Origin of the sequence: Hallella multisaccharivorax DSM 17128 (genome assembly GCF_000218235.1) — a bacterium.
GTDB lineage: Bacteria > Bacteroidota > Bacteroidia > Bacteroidales > Bacteroidaceae > Prevotella > Prevotella multisaccharivorax.
On the sequence record NZ_GL945017.1, the window covers coordinates 92,493 to 109,495 of the forward strand.

General features: G+C 46.7%; 13 protein-coding genes and 2 pseudogenes. 7 read left to right on the top strand and 8 right to left on the bottom strand.

Annotation, left to right across the window (positions count from 1 at the left end; all coding sequences use genetic code 11):
* The first annotated feature begins 169 nt into the window (after positions 1-169).
* Genes PREMU_RS00790 through rodA form a run of 6 tightly spaced genes read left to right on the top strand, consistent with a single transcriptional unit; the run spans position 170 to position 6,578 of the window.
* The gene (locus tag PREMU_RS00790; protein ID WP_007572352.1) at positions 170-769 is read left to right on the top strand and encodes a phosphoribosylaminoimidazolecarboxamide formyltransferase; all 600 of its coding nucleotides are present in this window, start codon (positions 170-172) and stop codon (positions 767-769) included.
* 49 nt (positions 770-818) lie between these two features.
* Positions 819-1,841 (top strand): rod shape-determining protein, encoded by a 1,023-nt coding sequence (locus PREMU_RS00795; RefSeq protein WP_040557923.1) that lies wholly within the window; start codon positions 819-821, stop codon positions 1,839-1,841.
* Between the two features lie 7 nt (positions 1,842-1,848).
* Positions 1,849-2,715, top strand: a complete 867-nt coding sequence (gene mreC / locus PREMU_RS00800) for a rod shape-determining protein MreC (protein ID WP_007572356.1) — start codon at positions 1,849-1,851, stop codon at positions 2,713-2,715.
* A 28-nt stretch (positions 2,716-2,743) separates the two neighbouring features.
* Complete coding sequence (gene mreD / locus PREMU_RS00805) at positions 2,744-3,244, top strand: rod shape-determining protein MreD (protein ID WP_007572357.1); 501 nt, start codon at positions 2,744-2,746, stop codon at positions 3,242-3,244.
* 30 nt (positions 3,245-3,274) lie between these two features.
* Positions 3,275-5,125, top strand: coding sequence for a penicillin-binding transpeptidase domain-containing protein (locus PREMU_RS00810; RefSeq protein WP_007572359.1), 1,851 nt, complete (start codon positions 3,275-3,277; stop codon positions 5,123-5,125).
* Positions 5,106-6,578: a rod shape-determining protein RodA gene (gene rodA / locus PREMU_RS00815; RefSeq protein ID WP_007572361.1), complete on the top strand. Its 1,473-nt coding sequence runs from the start codon at positions 5,106-5,108 to the stop codon at positions 6,576-6,578. The genes PREMU_RS00810 and rodA overlap by 20 nt, the downstream gene beginning before the upstream one ends.
* Here the strand turns inward: rodA and PREMU_RS00820 are convergent.
* Genes PREMU_RS00820 through PREMU_RS00835 form a run of 4 tightly spaced genes read right to left on the bottom strand, consistent with a single transcriptional unit; the run spans position 6,575 to position 10,379 of the window.
* Entirely contained in the window at positions 6,575-7,030 is a 456-nt protein-coding gene (locus tag PREMU_RS00820; protein WP_007572363.1) for a gliding motility lipoprotein GldH, read from the bottom strand. The two genes, rodA and PREMU_RS00820, sit on opposite strands and share 4 nt — an antisense overlap.
* An 18-nt stretch (positions 7,031-7,048) precedes the next feature.
* The gene (locus PREMU_RS00825) at positions 7,049-8,233 is read right to left on the bottom strand and encodes a PSP1 domain-containing protein (RefSeq protein WP_007572364.1); all 1,185 of its coding nucleotides are present in this window, start codon (positions 8,231-8,233) and stop codon (positions 7,049-7,051) included.
* 30 nt (positions 8,234-8,263) lie between these two features.
* Positions 8,264-9,409 (bottom strand): DNA polymerase III subunit, encoded by a 1,146-nt coding sequence (locus PREMU_RS00830; protein ID WP_007572365.1) that lies wholly within the window; start codon positions 9,407-9,409, stop codon positions 8,264-8,266.
* A gap of 13 nt (positions 9,410-9,422) precedes the next feature.
* Positions 9,423-10,379, bottom strand: a complete 957-nt coding sequence (locus PREMU_RS00835) for a methylenetetrahydrofolate reductase (RefSeq protein ID WP_007572366.1) — start codon at positions 10,377-10,379, stop codon at positions 9,423-9,425.
* A gap of 334 nt (positions 10,380-10,713) precedes the next feature.
* On the opposite strand from PREMU_RS00835, the pseudogene PREMU_RS00840 reads away from it, so the two are divergent.
* Positions 10,714-11,649: pseudogene (locus PREMU_RS00840) on the top strand (phage integrase SAM-like domain-containing protein); the annotation flags it as partial.
* 27 nt (positions 11,650-11,676) lie between these two features.
* On the opposite strand, the gene PREMU_RS00845 reads toward PREMU_RS00840, so the two are convergent.
* The 4 genes and pseudogenes from PREMU_RS00845 to ltrA form a co-directional block, all read right to left on the bottom strand.
* Positions 11,677-13,053, bottom strand: a complete 1,377-nt coding sequence (locus PREMU_RS00845; protein ID WP_007572369.1) for a C10 family peptidase — start codon at positions 13,051-13,053, stop codon at positions 11,677-11,679.
* A gap of 60 nt (positions 13,054-13,113) precedes the next feature.
* Positions 13,114-14,535: a C10 family peptidase gene (locus PREMU_RS00850; RefSeq protein ID WP_007572370.1), complete on the bottom strand. Its 1,422-nt coding sequence runs from the start codon at positions 14,533-14,535 to the stop codon at positions 13,114-13,116.
* A 347-nt stretch (positions 14,536-14,882) separates the two neighbouring features.
* Positions 14,883-15,347 carry a transcription elongation factor GreA gene (gene greA, locus PREMU_RS00855; protein ID WP_007572372.1) on the bottom strand — a complete coding sequence of 155 codons (465 nt, stop codon included), beginning with the start codon at positions 15,345-15,347 and terminating at the stop codon, positions 14,883-14,885.
* 203 nt (positions 15,348-15,550) lie between these two features.
* Positions 15,551-16,997: pseudogene (gene ltrA, locus PREMU_RS00860) on the bottom strand (group II intron reverse transcriptase/maturase).
* Positions 16,998-17,003 lie beyond the last annotated feature (6 nt).

Below are 17,003 nucleotides of genomic sequence, written 5' to 3' on the forward strand. Positions count from 1 at the left end.
ATTTTCGGTTGCAAATATAAGCAAAAAAGTTAATGTAAGGAAAAAAAAGCCTTGACTTGTGACAATTTAACGTTTACAAAATTATTTTCTTTTTCTTTTCGGTACCGATTCAAGGAAAATAGATTAACTTTGCACATTAGTAGACATCGAGAGAAAAAAGTATCTTAAAATGGCTGAATCAAGACAAATCAAGACTGCGCTGATCTCCGTCTTTCATAAGGATGGTCTGGACGATCTCCTTAAGAAATTGAGTGAGGAGGGTGTGAAGTTTCTTAGCACCGGCGGTACACAGAAATTCATAGAGAGCTTAGGCTACGACTGCGAGAAAGTGGAGGAAGTGACGACCTATCCTTCTATTTTGGGAGGGCGTGTGAAAACCCTTCATCCGAAAATCTTTGGAGGCATACTTGCGCGCCGTGACAATGAAGGCGATCGCGAGCAAATGCGGGAGTATGACATCCCGTCCATTGATCTCGTCATTGTGGATCTCTATCCCTTTGAACAGACTGTGGCCAGTGGAGCCTCTGAACAGGATATCATAGAAAAGATTGATATTGGTGGCATTTCGCTGATCCGCGCCGGAGCTAAGAACTTCAAGGATGTCGTTATTATCCCGAGTAAGGCTGAGTATCCTGTACTTTTGGAGATGCTCAATAGGAAAGGAGCTGTCACCGATATTGAAGACCGCCGCATGCTTGCAGAAAGAGCTTTCGGTGTGTCGAGCCATTATGATACTGCTATTCATGAGTGGTTTGCCTCTCAGTGCTGACTGCTCTTTGCCATTTCAACAATAAGTAATATTTAGAAATAGAAATTAGATGGGAATGTTTTCTTTCATTCAGGAGATAGCAATGGACCTGGGAACTGCCAACACGATCATCATCAGCGATGACAAGATTGTTGTTGACGAGCCGTCTGTTGTAGCTCTTGACCGCCGCACGGGAAAGATGATTGCGGTAGGTGAGAAAGCCAAGATGATGTATGAGAAGACTCACGACAATATCCGCACGATTCGTCCCTTGCGCGATGGTGTCATTGCCGACTTCACCGCCTGCGAGCAGATGATGCGTGGCCTTATCAAGATGGTGCATACGGGAAGCCGTCTCTTCTCTCCTTCTCTGCGGATGGTGATAGGTGTTCCATCCGGATCCACGGAGGTGGAACTGAGAGCTGTGCGCGATTCTGCAGAACACGCTGACGGTCGCGACGTCTATCTTATCTTCGAGCCAATGGCAGCTGCTATTGGTATTGGCATAGATGTTGAAGCTCCTGAGGGCAATATGATTGTCGATATTGGCGGGGGCTCGACGGAGATAGCCGTCATTTCGTTGGGTGGCATCGTGAGCAATAACTCTATCCGTATCGCTGGCGACGACCTTACTGCTGATATCCAGGAGTATATGAGCCGTCAACACAACGTGAAGGTGTCGGAGCGTATGGCTGAGCGCATCAAGATACATGTGGGGTCAGCCTTGACCGATCTGGGCGACGAGGCTCCCGAGGATTACGTCGTGCATGGTCCAAACCGTATCACGGCTCTTCCTATGGAAGTGCCTGTCTGCTATCAGGAAATTGCACACTGCCTTGATAAGACCGTGGCGAAGATTGAGAATGCGGTTCTCTCGGCTTTGGAGTCTACTCCGCCGGAGCTTTATGCCGACATTGTCAAGAATGGCATTTGGCTTACTGGTGGCGGCGCTTTGCTGCGTGGCCTTGACAAGCGTTTGCAGGATAAGATCAGTATCCCTTTCCACATTGCCGAGGATCCGCTTCACAGTGTGGCCAAAGGTGCGGGCGTTGCGCTTAAGAATGTGGATCGCTTCTCATTCCTAATGCGTTAATTGTGCAATGCACAATTTAATAGACTTTTTACAAAGACATAGTCACTGGTTGCTTTTCATTTTCTTAGAGGTCATCAGTCTTGTCTTGCTGTTTCAGTATAACAGTTACCAAGGCAGTGTGTGGTTTACCTCTGCCAATACTGTTGCGGGTAAGTTCGATGACTGGAGTGCAAGTGTGGAGAGCTTCTTCACGTTAGACAAAGTCAATCAAGAGCTTACCCAACGCAATCTTTATCTTGAACAGCAAGTAAAGAAACTCTCTGATCGATTAGGGGATGTGAGCAAGGACACGACGTGGACAGACACTGCTGGTGTCAGACTGCTCAAGAGCTTCCGGCTTATTCCCGCCAAAGTAGTTAGTAATTCGGTGTCGCGTCCTGGTAATCTGATTACGATTGACAAGGGCTCCGCCGATGGCGTAAGGAAGGATATGGGTGTGGCATGCGGCAGTGGCGTTGTCGGCATTGTGTATCTTACCTCTCCACATTATTCTATAGTCATTCCGGCTATCAATACGAAGTCGAACATCAGTTGCAGCATTCATGGTCGCGGTTATTTCGGTTATCTTCACTGGATGGGCGGTGATCCGCAGATAGCTTATGTGGAAGAAGTACCCCGTCACGCCCGTTTCCGTCTTTATGATGCAATAGAGACCAGCGGCTTCTCTTCTGTCTTCCCACCGGGTATTCTTGTTGGGAAAGTGCTTCACGTCTACAATTCAGTAGACGGCGTGTCTTACAGGCTTCAAGTGAAGTTGTCCACAAATTTCTCCCGTCTGCGCGACGTGTGTGTAATTGATAATGCGCCTGTTTTGGAGCGGTTGAATATACTGCGTGCGGCACAGGACTCATTGAAGACCAATACAGACAAGTGATAATCTTTAGGAGCGTATAGGTAAAAGGATGAATATAGATTTTCTGAAACGGCTGCTGCTATTCTTTGGGCTCATGCTTTTACAAGCATTGGTGCTCAATCGCGTCCATCTCTTCGGGGTGGCGACACCTTTGCTGTATGTCTATTTTGCCATCTCTTTCCAACGGGGCACTCCTAAGTGGTCCATGCTTATTTGGTGCTTTCTTTTGGGATTGGGAATAGATGTCTTCTCCAATACGCCTGGATTAGCTGCCGGCTCCATGACTTTAGTCGCAGCCTTGCAGCCTTATGCCCTTGAGCTGTTTATTCAGCGTGACGATGAAAACAATGTCGTTCCTTGTATTAAGGCACTGGGGATAAGCAAGTTTTCGTTGTTTGCCCTGTTACTCACATTTATCTATTGTGTGGTATTCTTTTCTCTTGAGACCTTTACGTTCTTCAACTGGCTCCAATGGTTGTTAAGTGTATGTAGCAGTACAGCGCTCACTCTCCTGTTGGTGCTTGTTTGCGACAATCTAAGAAGGGAATAGGGGAGGAAAATGAAATTGGGGTATCGGTAAATGAAGGATTTCAGTCTGGATAATAGAAGAAGAGTCATCAGTGGCATCGCCATCATCGTGGTGGTGGTGTATGTGATTCGTCTCTTTACCTTGCAGGTGATGAGCGATGACTATCGCAAGAGTGCCGATTCGAATGCTTTCTTCAAGAAAGTGGATTTCCCCAGTCGTGGCATTATCCGTGACCGTAATGGTGCCTTGTTGGTTTTCAACCAGCCTTCCTACGACATCATGGTGGTGATGAACGAAGAACGCGGACGGCTTGATACATTGGATTTATGCCAGACGCTGGGCATTACAAGGGAGTGGTTTATCAAGCGGATGAACGACATCAAGGATCCGGCAAAGAATCCTGGCTATTCCCGTTTCACGCAGCAGTTGTTCATGACTCAGGTGGACGATAAGAATTTTAGCGTCTTTCGTGAGAAGATGTTTCGTTTCCCTGGCTTCTATATTCAGAAACGCAGCGTAAGGCAATACATGTATCCTTACGGCGCCCATGTATTGGGTGAAGTGTCTGAAGTTTCACAGTCTGATATTGATGAGGACAGCTATTATCAACCTGGCGATTACATCGGTAAGCTCGGCGTGGAGCGCAGTTATGAGAAGTATTTGCGGGGCGTGAAGGGTGTTCAGATTCTTCTTCGTGATGCTCATGGGCGTGTCCAGGGACATTATCAGAATGGCAAGTTTGACCGACGGCCTATTCCTGGCAAGGAACTGACGCTTGGTCTGGATGTCAAGCTGCAGGCTCTGGGCGAGCGGATGATGCAGGGTAAAATAGGCGCTATTGTAGCCATCGAGCCTTCTACGGGGCAGATACTGTGTATGGTATCTTCTCCGAGTTATGATCCACGGCTGCTCGAAGGCAAGCAACGCGGCAAATACCATAAGTTTCTTATCCATGATCCGCAGAAGCCTCTGCTTAACCGTGCCATCATGGGACAGTATCCTCCGGGGTCTACATTTAAGACCTCACAGGGTTTAACCTTCCTCTCTGAGGGCGTCATCACTCCAGCCACACAGTATCCGTGCCATCGGGGCTTTTATTATAAGGGCCTTCATGTGGGTTGCCACAGCCACGCGTCTCCATTGAGTCTTGTTCCGGCTATCAGCACGTCGTGTAATGCATTTTTCTGCTGGGGTCTGTTCCATATGATGGGCAACAGGGCCAAATACAGAACGGTAGACGATGCCATGAACACCTGGCGTGACTATATGGTCTCTATGGGGTTCGGCTATCGTCTGGGTGTGGATCTGCCCGGTGAGAAGCGCGGGCTGATACCTAATGCCACTTTCTATGACAAGGCTTACCATGGGTCGTGGAATGGTTTGACCATCATCAGCATCAGTATTGGGCAGGGTGAAGTCAATCTCACGCCCTTACAAATAGCCAATCTGGGAGCGTCGATAGCCAACCGAGGCTATTATTATGTGCCGCATGTGGTGCGGAAGATTCAAGGTGTGCCACTTGATACGCTCTTTACACGGCGTCATTATACGAAGGCTCAGCATCGCGCCTACGATTACATTGTGGCGGGTATGCGCTCGTCTGCCATGGGTGGCACGTGTAAGATGTTGGGCTCACTACCTTTCGCAGCATGCGGCAAGACCGGAACGGCACAGAACCGGGGGCATGACCACTCTGTGTTCATGGGCTTTGCGCCAATGGATAACCCGAAGATAGCCATCGCTGTCTATGTAGAGAATGGCGGCTGGGGTGCCGACTTTGGCGTGCCTATAGGAAAGGTGTTGATGGAACAGTATATCATGGGTAAGCTTAGTCCGTCAGGTGAACGGCTTGCCGAAGAAATGCAAAACCGCAGAATAGCTTATGGAGACTCAGAACGATAACCGCCAGACGAGCGTGCTCCGCAGCCTCGACTGGTGGACAGTGGGCATCTATATTGCCTTGCTAATCTTTGGATGGATCAGTGTCTGCGGAGCCAGCTATACTTATGGAGAGACTGACATCTTCAGTCTTTCCACGCGTTCGGGTATGCAGATAGTGTGGATTGGCACTTCTCTCACCTTAGGATTCATATTGTTGATGCTCGACGACCGGTTCTATGACACGTTTGCCTACGTCATCTATGCAGTTTTATTGCTGCTGCTTTTCCTTACCATATTCAATCCGCATGAGATCAAAGGATCACGCTCTTGGATTGTATTAGGTCCCCTGCGTCTCCAGCCGGCAGAGTTTGCCAAGTTCGCTACAGCCCTGGCCGTCGCCAAACTCATGAGCACTTATGGGTTTGACATGCATAAGCCGAAGTGCTTCTTTGCAGCCATGGCAATCGTATTGTTGCCGATGTTGTTTATTGTCGGACAGCGTGAGACAGGTTCCGCACTTGTCTATCTGGCCTTTTTCTTGATGTTCTATCGAGAGGGCATGCCTGGAAGCATCTTGTTCACAGGTGTCGCGATGGTGATCTATTTCGTTGTGGGAATTAAGTATGAGCAAGTATTCCTATGGGATACGCCCACTTCGATGGGGAAGTTTGTCGTCCTGTTATTGGTGCAGCTCTTTGCCTCGTCCATGGTCTACATCTATGCGCGCAATCGGGAGCAGGCGTTGCGGTTGTTGGGCATTTGTCTTGGTGTGACGCTTTTGGTGCTTCTTTTCTCTGAGTTTGTGATACCTTTCGACATTGTCTGGGTTCAGCTTGCCATCTCCGCCGTCTTGATAGGCTTCCTTGTTTATGAGGGTTTGTCCACGCGTATTATGCACTATCTGTTCATTGGTTTATTTTCTGTGGGTAGCATTATTTTCTTCTATAGTGCTGACTATGTGCTCAATAATGTCATGGAACCTCACCAGCGTGTGCGCATCAATGTGCTCTTGGGCTTGGACGATGATTTGGCGGGTGCCGGCTACAATGTGCACCAAAGTGAGATTGCCATTGGCTCCGGCGGTTTGCGCGGTAAAGGTTTCTTGAATGGAACTCAAACAAAATTGAAGTTTGTACCCGAACAAGACACCGACTTCATTTTTTGTACGGTTGGTGAAGAAGAGGGCTTCCTTGGTTCCGCTGGTGTGCTGCTGTTGTTCTTGGCTTTGATTCTGCGGTTGATCTATCTGTCTGAGCGACAACCGTTCAAGTTTGGCAGAGTCTACGGCTACAGTGTAGCCAGTATTTTCCTTTTCCACGTATTTATAAATGTGGGGATGGTGCTGAGCCTGACGCCCGTCATCGGCATCCCGCTGCCTTTCTTCAGTTATGGTGGCTCTTCCTTATGGGGCTTTACCTTGCTGCTATTCATTTTCCTGAGGATAGATGCGGGGCGTAATCTCGTCAGGACTTAACGGGAAACCTCAATGCCTACGTCGGATATTCCCGGCAGTATATCCCTTTGCATATCGTGTCTGACGGTGACATGCAGAGAGTCTCCTTTCTGCAAAGTCATCTCCGACACGTGATAATGGTATTGGTAATAACTGATACCTTGCCCCATTATCCTTCCGGACGTATCAAAGAGCGTGCAGTTGACGGTGTCTTTCACCGTGTGTTTCTCAGGGTAGACGGTTTGCTCCACGATGAGCGTGAGCGCCTGAAAGGGATAAGTATCGTTGATTCTCAATCCAAGCGTGGTATGGTATCTGCCGGTTGTCTTCATCTTTGCGGTGTTAAACGACAGCACCTCACCCCTGTCCCATCCCGAGACAGCAGTGTGGTTGTATTTGTCGTAGATGACATTGCCTGTGCATGCGGTGAGCAGGAGTAGAGAGATGAATGGAAAAGCCAGTCTTTTCATCATTCTTGATCAATTTTTATGTTACTTGGCTTTCTTCTCGTCTGTATCCGGATTCGTAGCTGTTTTCATAGCTTCCGGTTTGAGCTCTTTCTTGTCGGTCTGCTGCCTGTTCTGCCCCTTATTAGTTTTCTTTTTCCTCTTCTTCGTCTTGTCAAAGCGGCTGACGTCAGCGTCGGCCAGCAAGTCGACGGGCTTTTTCTCTTCTTTCGTCTTATTGCTTTCCGAGAGTGAGAGTGGCTTTTCGCCTTGCTTGTTCTTAGCAATGATTTCTTTGGCGCGCTTTGCGCTAATCACTTCCATGTTGGCACCGAGGTTCTTGTCGGTGGAGTAGGTACACAAGCCTGTAAGGATGTCAGTTTTGAACAGGTGGTATTCTGCATCCTGTGTGATGAGTGTCACATCCTTTGGTGGCAGCCGGCGGCTTGCTTCTAAGTAGTCGTCCACCTCATAGTTGAGGCAGCATTTGAGCTTTGCGCACATGCCGGCGAGCTTCTGCGGGTTGAGCGAGATGTCCTGAATGCGTGCCGCATTGGTGGAGACGCTTGAGAAGTTCTTCATCCACGTGGCGCAGCACAGCTCTCTTCCGCAAGGTCCTGTGCCTCCGATGCGCCCAGCTTCCTGCCGCGCGCCGATTTGTCTCATCTCAATGCGCACATGGAAAGTCTCTGCCAATACCTTGATGAGCTTGCGGAAGTCGACGCGCTCATCGGCGATATAGTAGAAGATGGCCTTGTTGCCGTCGCCCTGATACTCCACGTCACCTATTTTCATCTGCAGTCCGAGGCTCTTTGCAATCTGGCGGCTCTTAATCATCGTCTCATGCTCACGTGCCTTGGCCTCATTGTATTTCTCCATGTCCACCGGCTTGGCGATGCGATAGATGCGCTTGATGTCGTCGGGGGACTTGAGGTTGGCTTTCTTGATTTGCAGCCGCACGAGCCTTCCGGTGAGTGTGACCACACCGATGTCGTGCCCTGGACTGGCTTCCACGGCGACAGTATCGCCCTTTTGCAGTTGGAGATTGTTGACGTTATGGTAATAACCTTTCCGTGTATTCTTGAATTGCACCTCCACCAGGTCGGTCGACTCTGCGTTGCCGGGCACGTCGGCGAGCCAGTCGTAAGTGTTGAGCTGTTTGTCTTGCCTTCCCGCTCCTTTTGCGGAGAGGCCGCGGCCACAGCCGGTACACATCTTATAGTCTCTCATATTTTGTAATCTGAAGAATCTTGTATGTTTTTATTTTCTCAAATATAAGGTTGTCTCCAGCGCAAAGTTGAAGAATTGTATTTTTCCATTTGCATTCTGTCCGATGTCGCGCATCATCAGCTGCAGGCGTTTCTGAAAGAGCATGACATTGCGCTCATTGATAAATGGTGCGAAGTTCTTGGCGAAGTTCTCCTCTGTCTGGGTCATATAGCAGAGTCGTGGATCGTGGAAGTTGTACATGAAGTTCTCCCTGATCATCTGCAGCATATAGGCGATGAAGCGTTTCTGTTTCTCTCTTCCGTAGTCGGATGCTGTCTGGCTCCACGCCTTGAGCGCCTTTACATCCTTGGTGAATGCTTTGCGCATCAGGGTGACAAAGAGTGCGAAGAACTCCGTGTTCTCGTTTCCTGCATCGATTTCCTCCAGGGCCTTGAGCCAGTCTCCGGAAGCGATGCGTGCTATTCTGTGCGCATCTTCCGGTGCCAGCCCTTGCCTTTGCGTGAGCGCCTGCGCAATGTCTCCCTCGCCAATACGCTGCATGGCAAAGGTCTGTACGCGGCTGCGAATCGTCTCCAACAGTAGTTCGGGCTGTTCGCTGACCAGCAGGAAGACGGTTTTCTGCGGCGGCTCTTCCAGCAGCTTGAGCAGTTTGTTGGCACAGGTGAGGTTCATGCGCTCCGGAAGCCATATCAGGCTCACTTTGTATCCGCCGAGGATCGCTTTCATATTGAGCTTTCTCGATAGTCGGTCGCTCTCCGCTTCAAAGATGACAGCCTGCTGGTTTTCTGCCCGCATGAAGGTCATCCACTCCTCTAACGAAAAGTAAGGCCCCCTGGAAAGCATTTGTCGCCATTCCTTGGCAAAGTCGTCGCTGGTGATCTTCGTGTCACTGCCCGACCCTTTAGGCTTGATGGCGGGGTAAGAGAAGTGGAGGTCGGGATGCTGCCATTTTGCGAGCATAGCCTCAGCATTGGTGATGGCTGCCTGGCGGGCTAAGAGTGATTTCCCTTCCCATCTCTCACCGAGCAGAAACGACGCGAAAGCTAAGGCAACGGCCATTTTCCCGCAACCCTTCGGACCGGTGAACATCAGTGCGTGGGGTATGCGGTCCTCCTCGACGAGCTGTCTTAACCGTGTCTTAGCTTCTTCCTGACCTATGACTCTATCGAAATTCACGTCAATAATGCTGTTATAATATCTGTTTGAGTATGTCGGGCATGCTCTTGAAAGCAGACACGGTATAGAAGTGAATGTCCTTCACGCCGCTTCTGTACAGTTCCTTGCACTGGTTGACGGCCCATTCAATGCCGAGTTGTCTGACATCCTCGTCGGTTGCGCATTTCACCGCCTCCTGGGCCAGCTCCTGTGGCATGTCGCAATGGAAAGTCTTGGGCACCTGGGTCACCTGCGACAGCTTGGCCAGCGGCTTGATACCCGGCACGATGGGAATGGTGATGCCCATGGCACGCGCCTTCTTCACGAAATCGAAGTATTTGCGGTTGTCGTAAAACAGTTGTGTGATGGCATACTCTGCACCTAAGTCCTGCTTTTCCTTGAGATATCTCATGTCCATCTCAATGTTAGGAGCTTCCTCGTGCTTCTCAGGGTATGCCGCCACGCCGTAGTGGAACTTTCTCCCAGGGTGCCTGATGGGTATGCCGTCGGCAAAGAAGCCTTCGTTGAAGCGGTTCACTTGTTGGATGAGTTCAGTGGTGTGAGTCCATCCGCCGTTGATGGGCGTGAACATCCTGTCGTCCTTGGCTTTGTCGCCTCTGAGCAGCAGCACGTTGTTGATGTCGAGAAACTGCATGTCAATGAGCTCATACTCGATGTCTTCTCTCGTCGCTCCGGAACAGATGACGTGTGGAATGACGACGGTCTTGTATCTTTTCTGTATAGCAGCGGCCACGGCGACTGTACCCGGACGCCGCCTGATGCGCATCCGCTCATACTGGCCCTCATCCGTCTCGCGGTAGATGTACTCTGAGTGGTGGGTGGTGATGTTGATGTAGTTCGGCTCAAAGTCTCTGACCATGTCGAGATGATCGAACAGCAGCTCAGTGCCGTTGCCTTTGAGGGGCGGCAGCACTTCGATGGAGAACCCCTGAGCCTGTTCATTGCCAGTCAGTATCTTGGTAATGCTCATGTTGATGCGGTTGTTACGATACAGCGTACAAAGTTACTAAAAATTGCTGTAATATTTGCATAAAGTCGGCAGTTTAATGCAATTGGGCTTGATTATTAAGGACATACGGCGCAAACTGCAGAAAATCCGCCACCTGCCACGAGGCAGTAATATGCGGATTATTGAAATAGAAAGGTTTTCAAATCGTTACCCGAAAGCAGGGTAACCACCTCCACCAAAAAGGAGAAAAACAGCGATTTTCCGTGCATCCGTTGCTGTTGCTTTGTTGCTCCATATTTTGCATAGCAGGGTTAGGCTCTTTCATGTTTAATTTTGCAACCAAAAAGAAGAGGCAATGGCAAGAAGCACATTCAAGGTGCTGTTCTATGTGAACGGCAGCAAGGAGAAAAACGGTATCGTCCCCATCATGGGGCGTGTAACAATCAACGGCACGGTGGCACAGTTCAGCTGCAAGCGCACCATCCCGAGGGAGTTGTGGGATGTGAGAGGCAACAGGGCGAAAGGTAGGAGCAAGGAAGCCATCGCAACCAATCTCTCGCTTGACAACATCAAGGCGCAAATCATCAAGCACTACCAAAGGCTTTCCGATCGTGAGGCATTCGTCACGGCAGAGATGGTGCGCAACGCCTATCAGGGGCTTGGCAGCGAGTACGACACCCTGCTCAAATCCTTTGACAGGGACTGCGCCTCCCTGCTCAAGCGTGTGGGCAAGGACAGGAGCATGGGGACATACAAGGTGATGCTCAGGGCAAGGGAAAACACGGCGAGGTTTATCCGCTACAAGTACAACCGCAGCGATATGTCGATGCTGGAACTCACCCCCGACTTCATCAGGGACTTCGCCGTGTACCTCAGCACGGTGAAAGGAAACAGGAACGCCACTATCTGGCTGAACTGCATGTGGCTCAAGGGCGTGGTGATGCGTGCGCACTTCAACGGCAAGATACCCAGAAACCCGTTCGCGCAGTTCCATGTCAGTCCGAACACGAAGGAGCGTGAGTTCCTTACGGAGGACGAGCTGAAGGCACTGATGTTGCACGAGTTCGCCGACAGTCACTCCGCCTTCGTGCGTGACTTGTTCGTCTTCGCCTCCTTCACCGCCCTTTCGTTCGTGGACCTGAAGGAACTCACCACCGACGATATAGTGGAGGTGAACGGCGAGAAGTGGATACTTGCGAGAAGACACAAGACGCATGTTCCGTTCCAAGTGAAGTTGCTTGATGTCCCCCTGCAAATCATCGAACGATACAGACCGTTTCAGAAAGACAACTCCAAAAAGCCCTCTCGTATTCATTATTTATTTCCGTATTTCTGTGATAGCAGATAGTTTATATCGAAAATTACCATCTTCCTTACTATTGCTTCTTGTTTTTTCAAAATCTGTCTCAGGACCTTTATCTGTATTAAAAGCACCGCTATAATAATAACCACTATCCCAGCCATTCCATCCCATATTACACAACAAATAATACTTTCGTTGTATATAAGAACCTATGGTTTGCCCATTTTTTATGCGGAAGACAGAACGGCTCATTTCTAATAATCCGTGAACCAACCAACAATGCCCACCTGAGTATGAATACCAAGTCTTTATAGTAATGCCTAAAAATTTCTTTTTGTGTTTCGTTTCCTTTGCATAACCACTTACTAATACATAGTATCCTTTCCTTAATTCATTGACAATGTCTGTTTCATTGTAATCTTTTTTTATTCCTCCAGATGAAAACCCTAAATTCTTAAGAGTTCTCGGGATGTTATCAGTAGAAGCGGAACTCCCTTTATTTTCATCAGTTTCATTTTCTGGGTATTTGGCATAAGTAACATCTAAATTTTGTCGTAAACCTAATTGTTGCATAATCCTTGCTATATAAGGGATTGCAGGAGGATATGGATTCCAAGTCTTTACATAACGATTCATAATCTCCCAATCAAAATCATAACTGTTGTATCGTTTGGGAAATTTATAAACGGATAATAATTGTGCAACAGCCGTTGGTACGCAGCCTGTGCTGGATAATTTTCCATCCGTTAATGGGCAAAATTGATTGTAAGGACTTCCCTGCCCCCACTCAACAGGACAATATCCTTCTTTCATTTCGGAAAAAGTTTTTTCCCATTTTCCATATACAACAGAAATTTCATCGTTTTCATTGTTTTCATTGATTCTGTTATTTTCGTTAAACTCATCAATCTCCTTAATGATTTGGACTTCCATATTTGCCAAAAATGGTACAAGATTAGGATTGTCTATGACACCATCTTGAGGGATTTCTCCTTTATCTGTAAGCACTAACATTGGAGTAACCCTTGTATCTCCGCTCATTATAGCATATCCACCACCTTGAAAATTGAAAATATGTATATTTGTTGAATTATCAACATCTGACCTTGTCATTCCTCCAACTCTTGTATCTATAGAAGTGCCATCTACTTTGAGGGTAAATTTATTTTTCAGGATGGGATTTTTTGGAGCAATAGAGTTTACACGAGTTGTTTTGCCTAAAAGAATTTCATTGAGTTCTGTTTCTGCATCATTGATATTTCTCTCATAGGAAGTTACTATTTTTTCCTCATCTTTTTCTTTTAACTCTATCTCATTTTGCATACATGAGCTAAGAAAAAACAAAAATATAGCGCAAACTATATATATTGTATTGTTCAATTTTAAACGCATATTCTATAAGTATTTAAAGAAAAGGCAATCTCGTTTGAATAGCGAGATTGCCAAAAGATGTTAGTTTAAACGAGCATTTGGATAACATGCCAAATCTATATCGTACAAATCTCCTCCACAATCGAAGTCAATACTTCCGTCATAACGATATAAATACCAACCATCAAAACTTCCTCCCCATCCCATATTAGCATGGCAATAAACATTGTACCTCTTTAAGATCCTGCGAGGTTGTTTTGGTGAAGGAGCCACATTAGAGGGACGAACGCGAATTTGATAACCATCAACAACCCAAGCATGTGAACCATTGGTAAATGCTCCTGTTGCTCTTGTTCCTCTGATGGCTCTTGCAGTTCCTCTACATATAACTGGTCTTCTTGAATTTAAAGAGTTTGCCATGTTTTGGAAAGTACAAGAGTTTTTTCCATCAATATGGACATTCCATTTTTTTACATAATTTGCAACTGCATCTACAGAAACAGAACCTCCTTCACTTGTAAATTTTGTGCCGCTTCCATCTGCAAGATTCTTTATTAAAGAGGCTAACCTTTTATCTTCCTCAGTAAGCTCATGGTATCCCCAAAAATTCGGAGAATAACTTCCTAAATTACCCCAATAAAATTTCTGTCCTTCAGGAGTTGTAATGTCATTGATATTCGGTTGTAAATACGCCAAGACTTGTGCCCAAGCAATAATTGTACACCCTGCAGGATGGCGTCCGTCATAACCATAGCCAAAATCATATTCTGGGGGACATTTAGGCACATAAAGATTATAAGGACTTGTCTGATTCCATTTTGTTTTTAGCATAGGCTCAACTATTTTATGTAATTGCCCAGAGGGATTGTCTGTGGCAGAACTACGTATTACAGGAGTATTGTTTACAAGGTATTCTACATGTTTCATCCCCTTCTTCCTAATTTGCATATTGACATAAGCTTTTGTTTTTTCACGAAGAGAATCTTCGCATTGCTTAATTACGGCAATCTCTTGCAAGGCTATGTTCATTGCATTTTTTATCATCAAATCTGCTGTTTCGTTTGGTGAAAAGAAATCTCCTTCCTCAGAAAAGGCAATAACATAAGGGAAACGGCAATCTGAACTTACAATCATACTAATAGGCTTCTTGGCTTGATGGTCAACCCATTTTAATTTTGTAAAGTATATTTCTTCACCTTTTTCGTGCTGTTTTGTAGTCAAGGATAAACTAATTTTTTCTTTTTGCACATTTGATAAAGAATTTAAGGCAGACCTTGTATTAGATCCCTTAATACTTCCGATGTATGATTTCGCAATGCTTTCAACCTCCTCATCCGATAAGTCTTTCTTATCAGGATAGGCAATACTATTGTACTCTTGTTCAGACAAAGAGATATAAGATTTATGACCGCTATCTATAACGGTATCTACTTCATCCATTTTGTCACTACACCCACTCAGAATAAAGAGTACTACCGGTAAAAATTTTAGATAATTCTTCATAATAAATTGTTTTAGTTTGTATTCGGTTGCAAATATAATCAATATTCATGTTGCTTCCAAATTTTTATCACCCTTTTTTCTTATATTGCGTTAAAACACCAACAAATGATGATGGGAATTTTGGGGAATTAGAGTTTTTATGTACTTTTGTAGCAAAGAGCAAACCTCTAAGCAAGACAAGGCAAAGCATAGCAAACAGAACGGTTTCCAAATCGTTACCCGAACACCAGCCTATTGTGCGGAACACCCTTCTACAAAGGGTTGTCGCTTTTCTATCCAAAGTTACTAAAAATACTTTGAAAACTTATGTTTTTCGGTATTCTGAATTCAATTTGTAGCAAAACAGTTCAGAGCTGAATACTGTCGATGCGCAGTTTGACAACGCCTGCGGGGGCCCTCACCTCTATGATATCGCCGGCATGGCGGTTCATCAGTGCCTGCCCGATGGGCGATTTCATCGAGATTTTCCCTTCGCGGATGTTGGCCTCGTGTGGGCTGGCAAGGGTATAGGTGGCCTTATGGTTGGTCTTGAGGTTGGTCACCTCCACTTTACAGAGCAGCTGCACGGTGTCGGCACTGAGCCGCGTGGTGTCGAGCACACGGGCATTGGCGAGGATGTTTTGCTTGAATCTTATTTTACCAAGTAGTCGCCCGTGAGTACGCCGGGCAGCGTGGTATTCGAAGTTTTCGCTCAGGTCGCCCTTGTCGCGGGCCTCCGAGAGCTCATCCTGGGCCTTGGGAAGTTCTACCTTGATAAGGTGCTGCAGCTCAGCCACGAGTTTGTCGTAGCATTCCTGTGACATGTATTCCATGGTTCGTAATATTTTTAGTTGCAAAGTTACTACTTTCTGTCCGAATGGCCATCTGATCATAAAAATACTTGACACCCTTCTTCTGCTGAATGTGAAGCCGTCGCCTCAACGGCGTATTCATCATCCAGTTTCTTCCTAAAGACGATTCAATCGAGTAGGAGGAAAACGAAGTAGTTTTCTTCCTACTTTCGTTTTCCGACCTCTCACACCACCGTACATGCGGTCCCGCATACGGCGGTTCCTATTTTGGGGTGCCATTCGAGATACGTCCCCATTAAAGTAGCATACCCTGCTGCACGTAGATTGTTGTTACTTATTGCAGTTGCTAAAATAGGACTATTAGCTATATGCCAATAACCCTTACGAGTATTACCCCATTCGTATGCTTGGTATTTATTAATACCACATCTAATGAGGTTTGCCACTTTTGTCTTGACTTTCTTCCAAGCTTTCCATATACACATGCGTATTCTACGTCTTAACCATTCGTCTGTTTCAAGCAAGAGACGCTTCATATTGGCAAGATGATAATAGCCAACCCACCCTCTTATGTATTCTTTCAGCTTTTGCTTTCTCTTGGCATATCCCCATCCATTGCTGCGACTTGTCAGTTCTTTCAACCTTGACTTCATCTTGGCTTTGGATTTTGGGTGCACAGTGAGTTGGCATTTGCCTTTCATCACATAAAAGGAGTAGCCCAGGTATTTCACTCCACGTACATACGACACTACGGTCTTTTCCTTGTTGACTCTGAGATATAGAACATTTTCTATAAATCGGGTTATAGACTCCTTCACTCGCATTGCAGCCCTTTTGGACTTACAGAATATCATCGAGTCATCGGCATAGCGTACAAAGGGAAGCCCTCTGCGTTCAAGTTCTTTGTCCAATTCGTTGAGTATGATGTTACTCAACAACGGACTTAGCGGTCCTCCTTGGGGAGTTCCCTCTTCGCTCGCTTCAAACAAGCCTTTGTTCATTACACCACTTCGGAGATATTTGTGTATAAGACTGACCACTCTGCCGTCTTTTATCGTACGGCTGAGAATTTCTATGAGTTTGCTATGGCTCACGGTATCGAAGAAGCGTTCAAGGTCAAGGTCTACTACATATACGTAGCCTTCATTAATTATACTTTGCGCTCCTCGTATTGCGTCATGGCATCCCTCTTCTCGGACGGAAGCCGTAGCTCGTCTTGGAAAATTGGTTCTCATAGATGGGGGTCAATACTTGGTTTATGGCTTGTTGCACCAAACGGTCTACTACTGTAGGTATTCCCAACAGGCGCATCTTGCCGTTGTCTTTGGGTATTTCTACCCTTTTCACTGGGTTTGGACGGTAAGAGCCGTCCATCAAGGAACGGATGAGCAAGTCCTTATTGGTCAATAGCCATGGGAGCAACTGCTCACACGACATCTTGTCGATACCACCACAGCCTTTGTTTCTCATAACTGCCTTGTAGGCTCGGTTGAGATTTGAAGGGCTAAGGATTTGCTCGAAAAGGTGTTCCTTGTCGAATGGTACTTCCACGATGTTGTCTTCACACATCCACATGTAGGTCTGCACTCCCCCATACCATTCGGTTTCCGACCTATCTCTTTGGGGGCAGCCATTAACTTGGGATAATGTTTTCTGCATTCTTTCCTTCATGAGGTA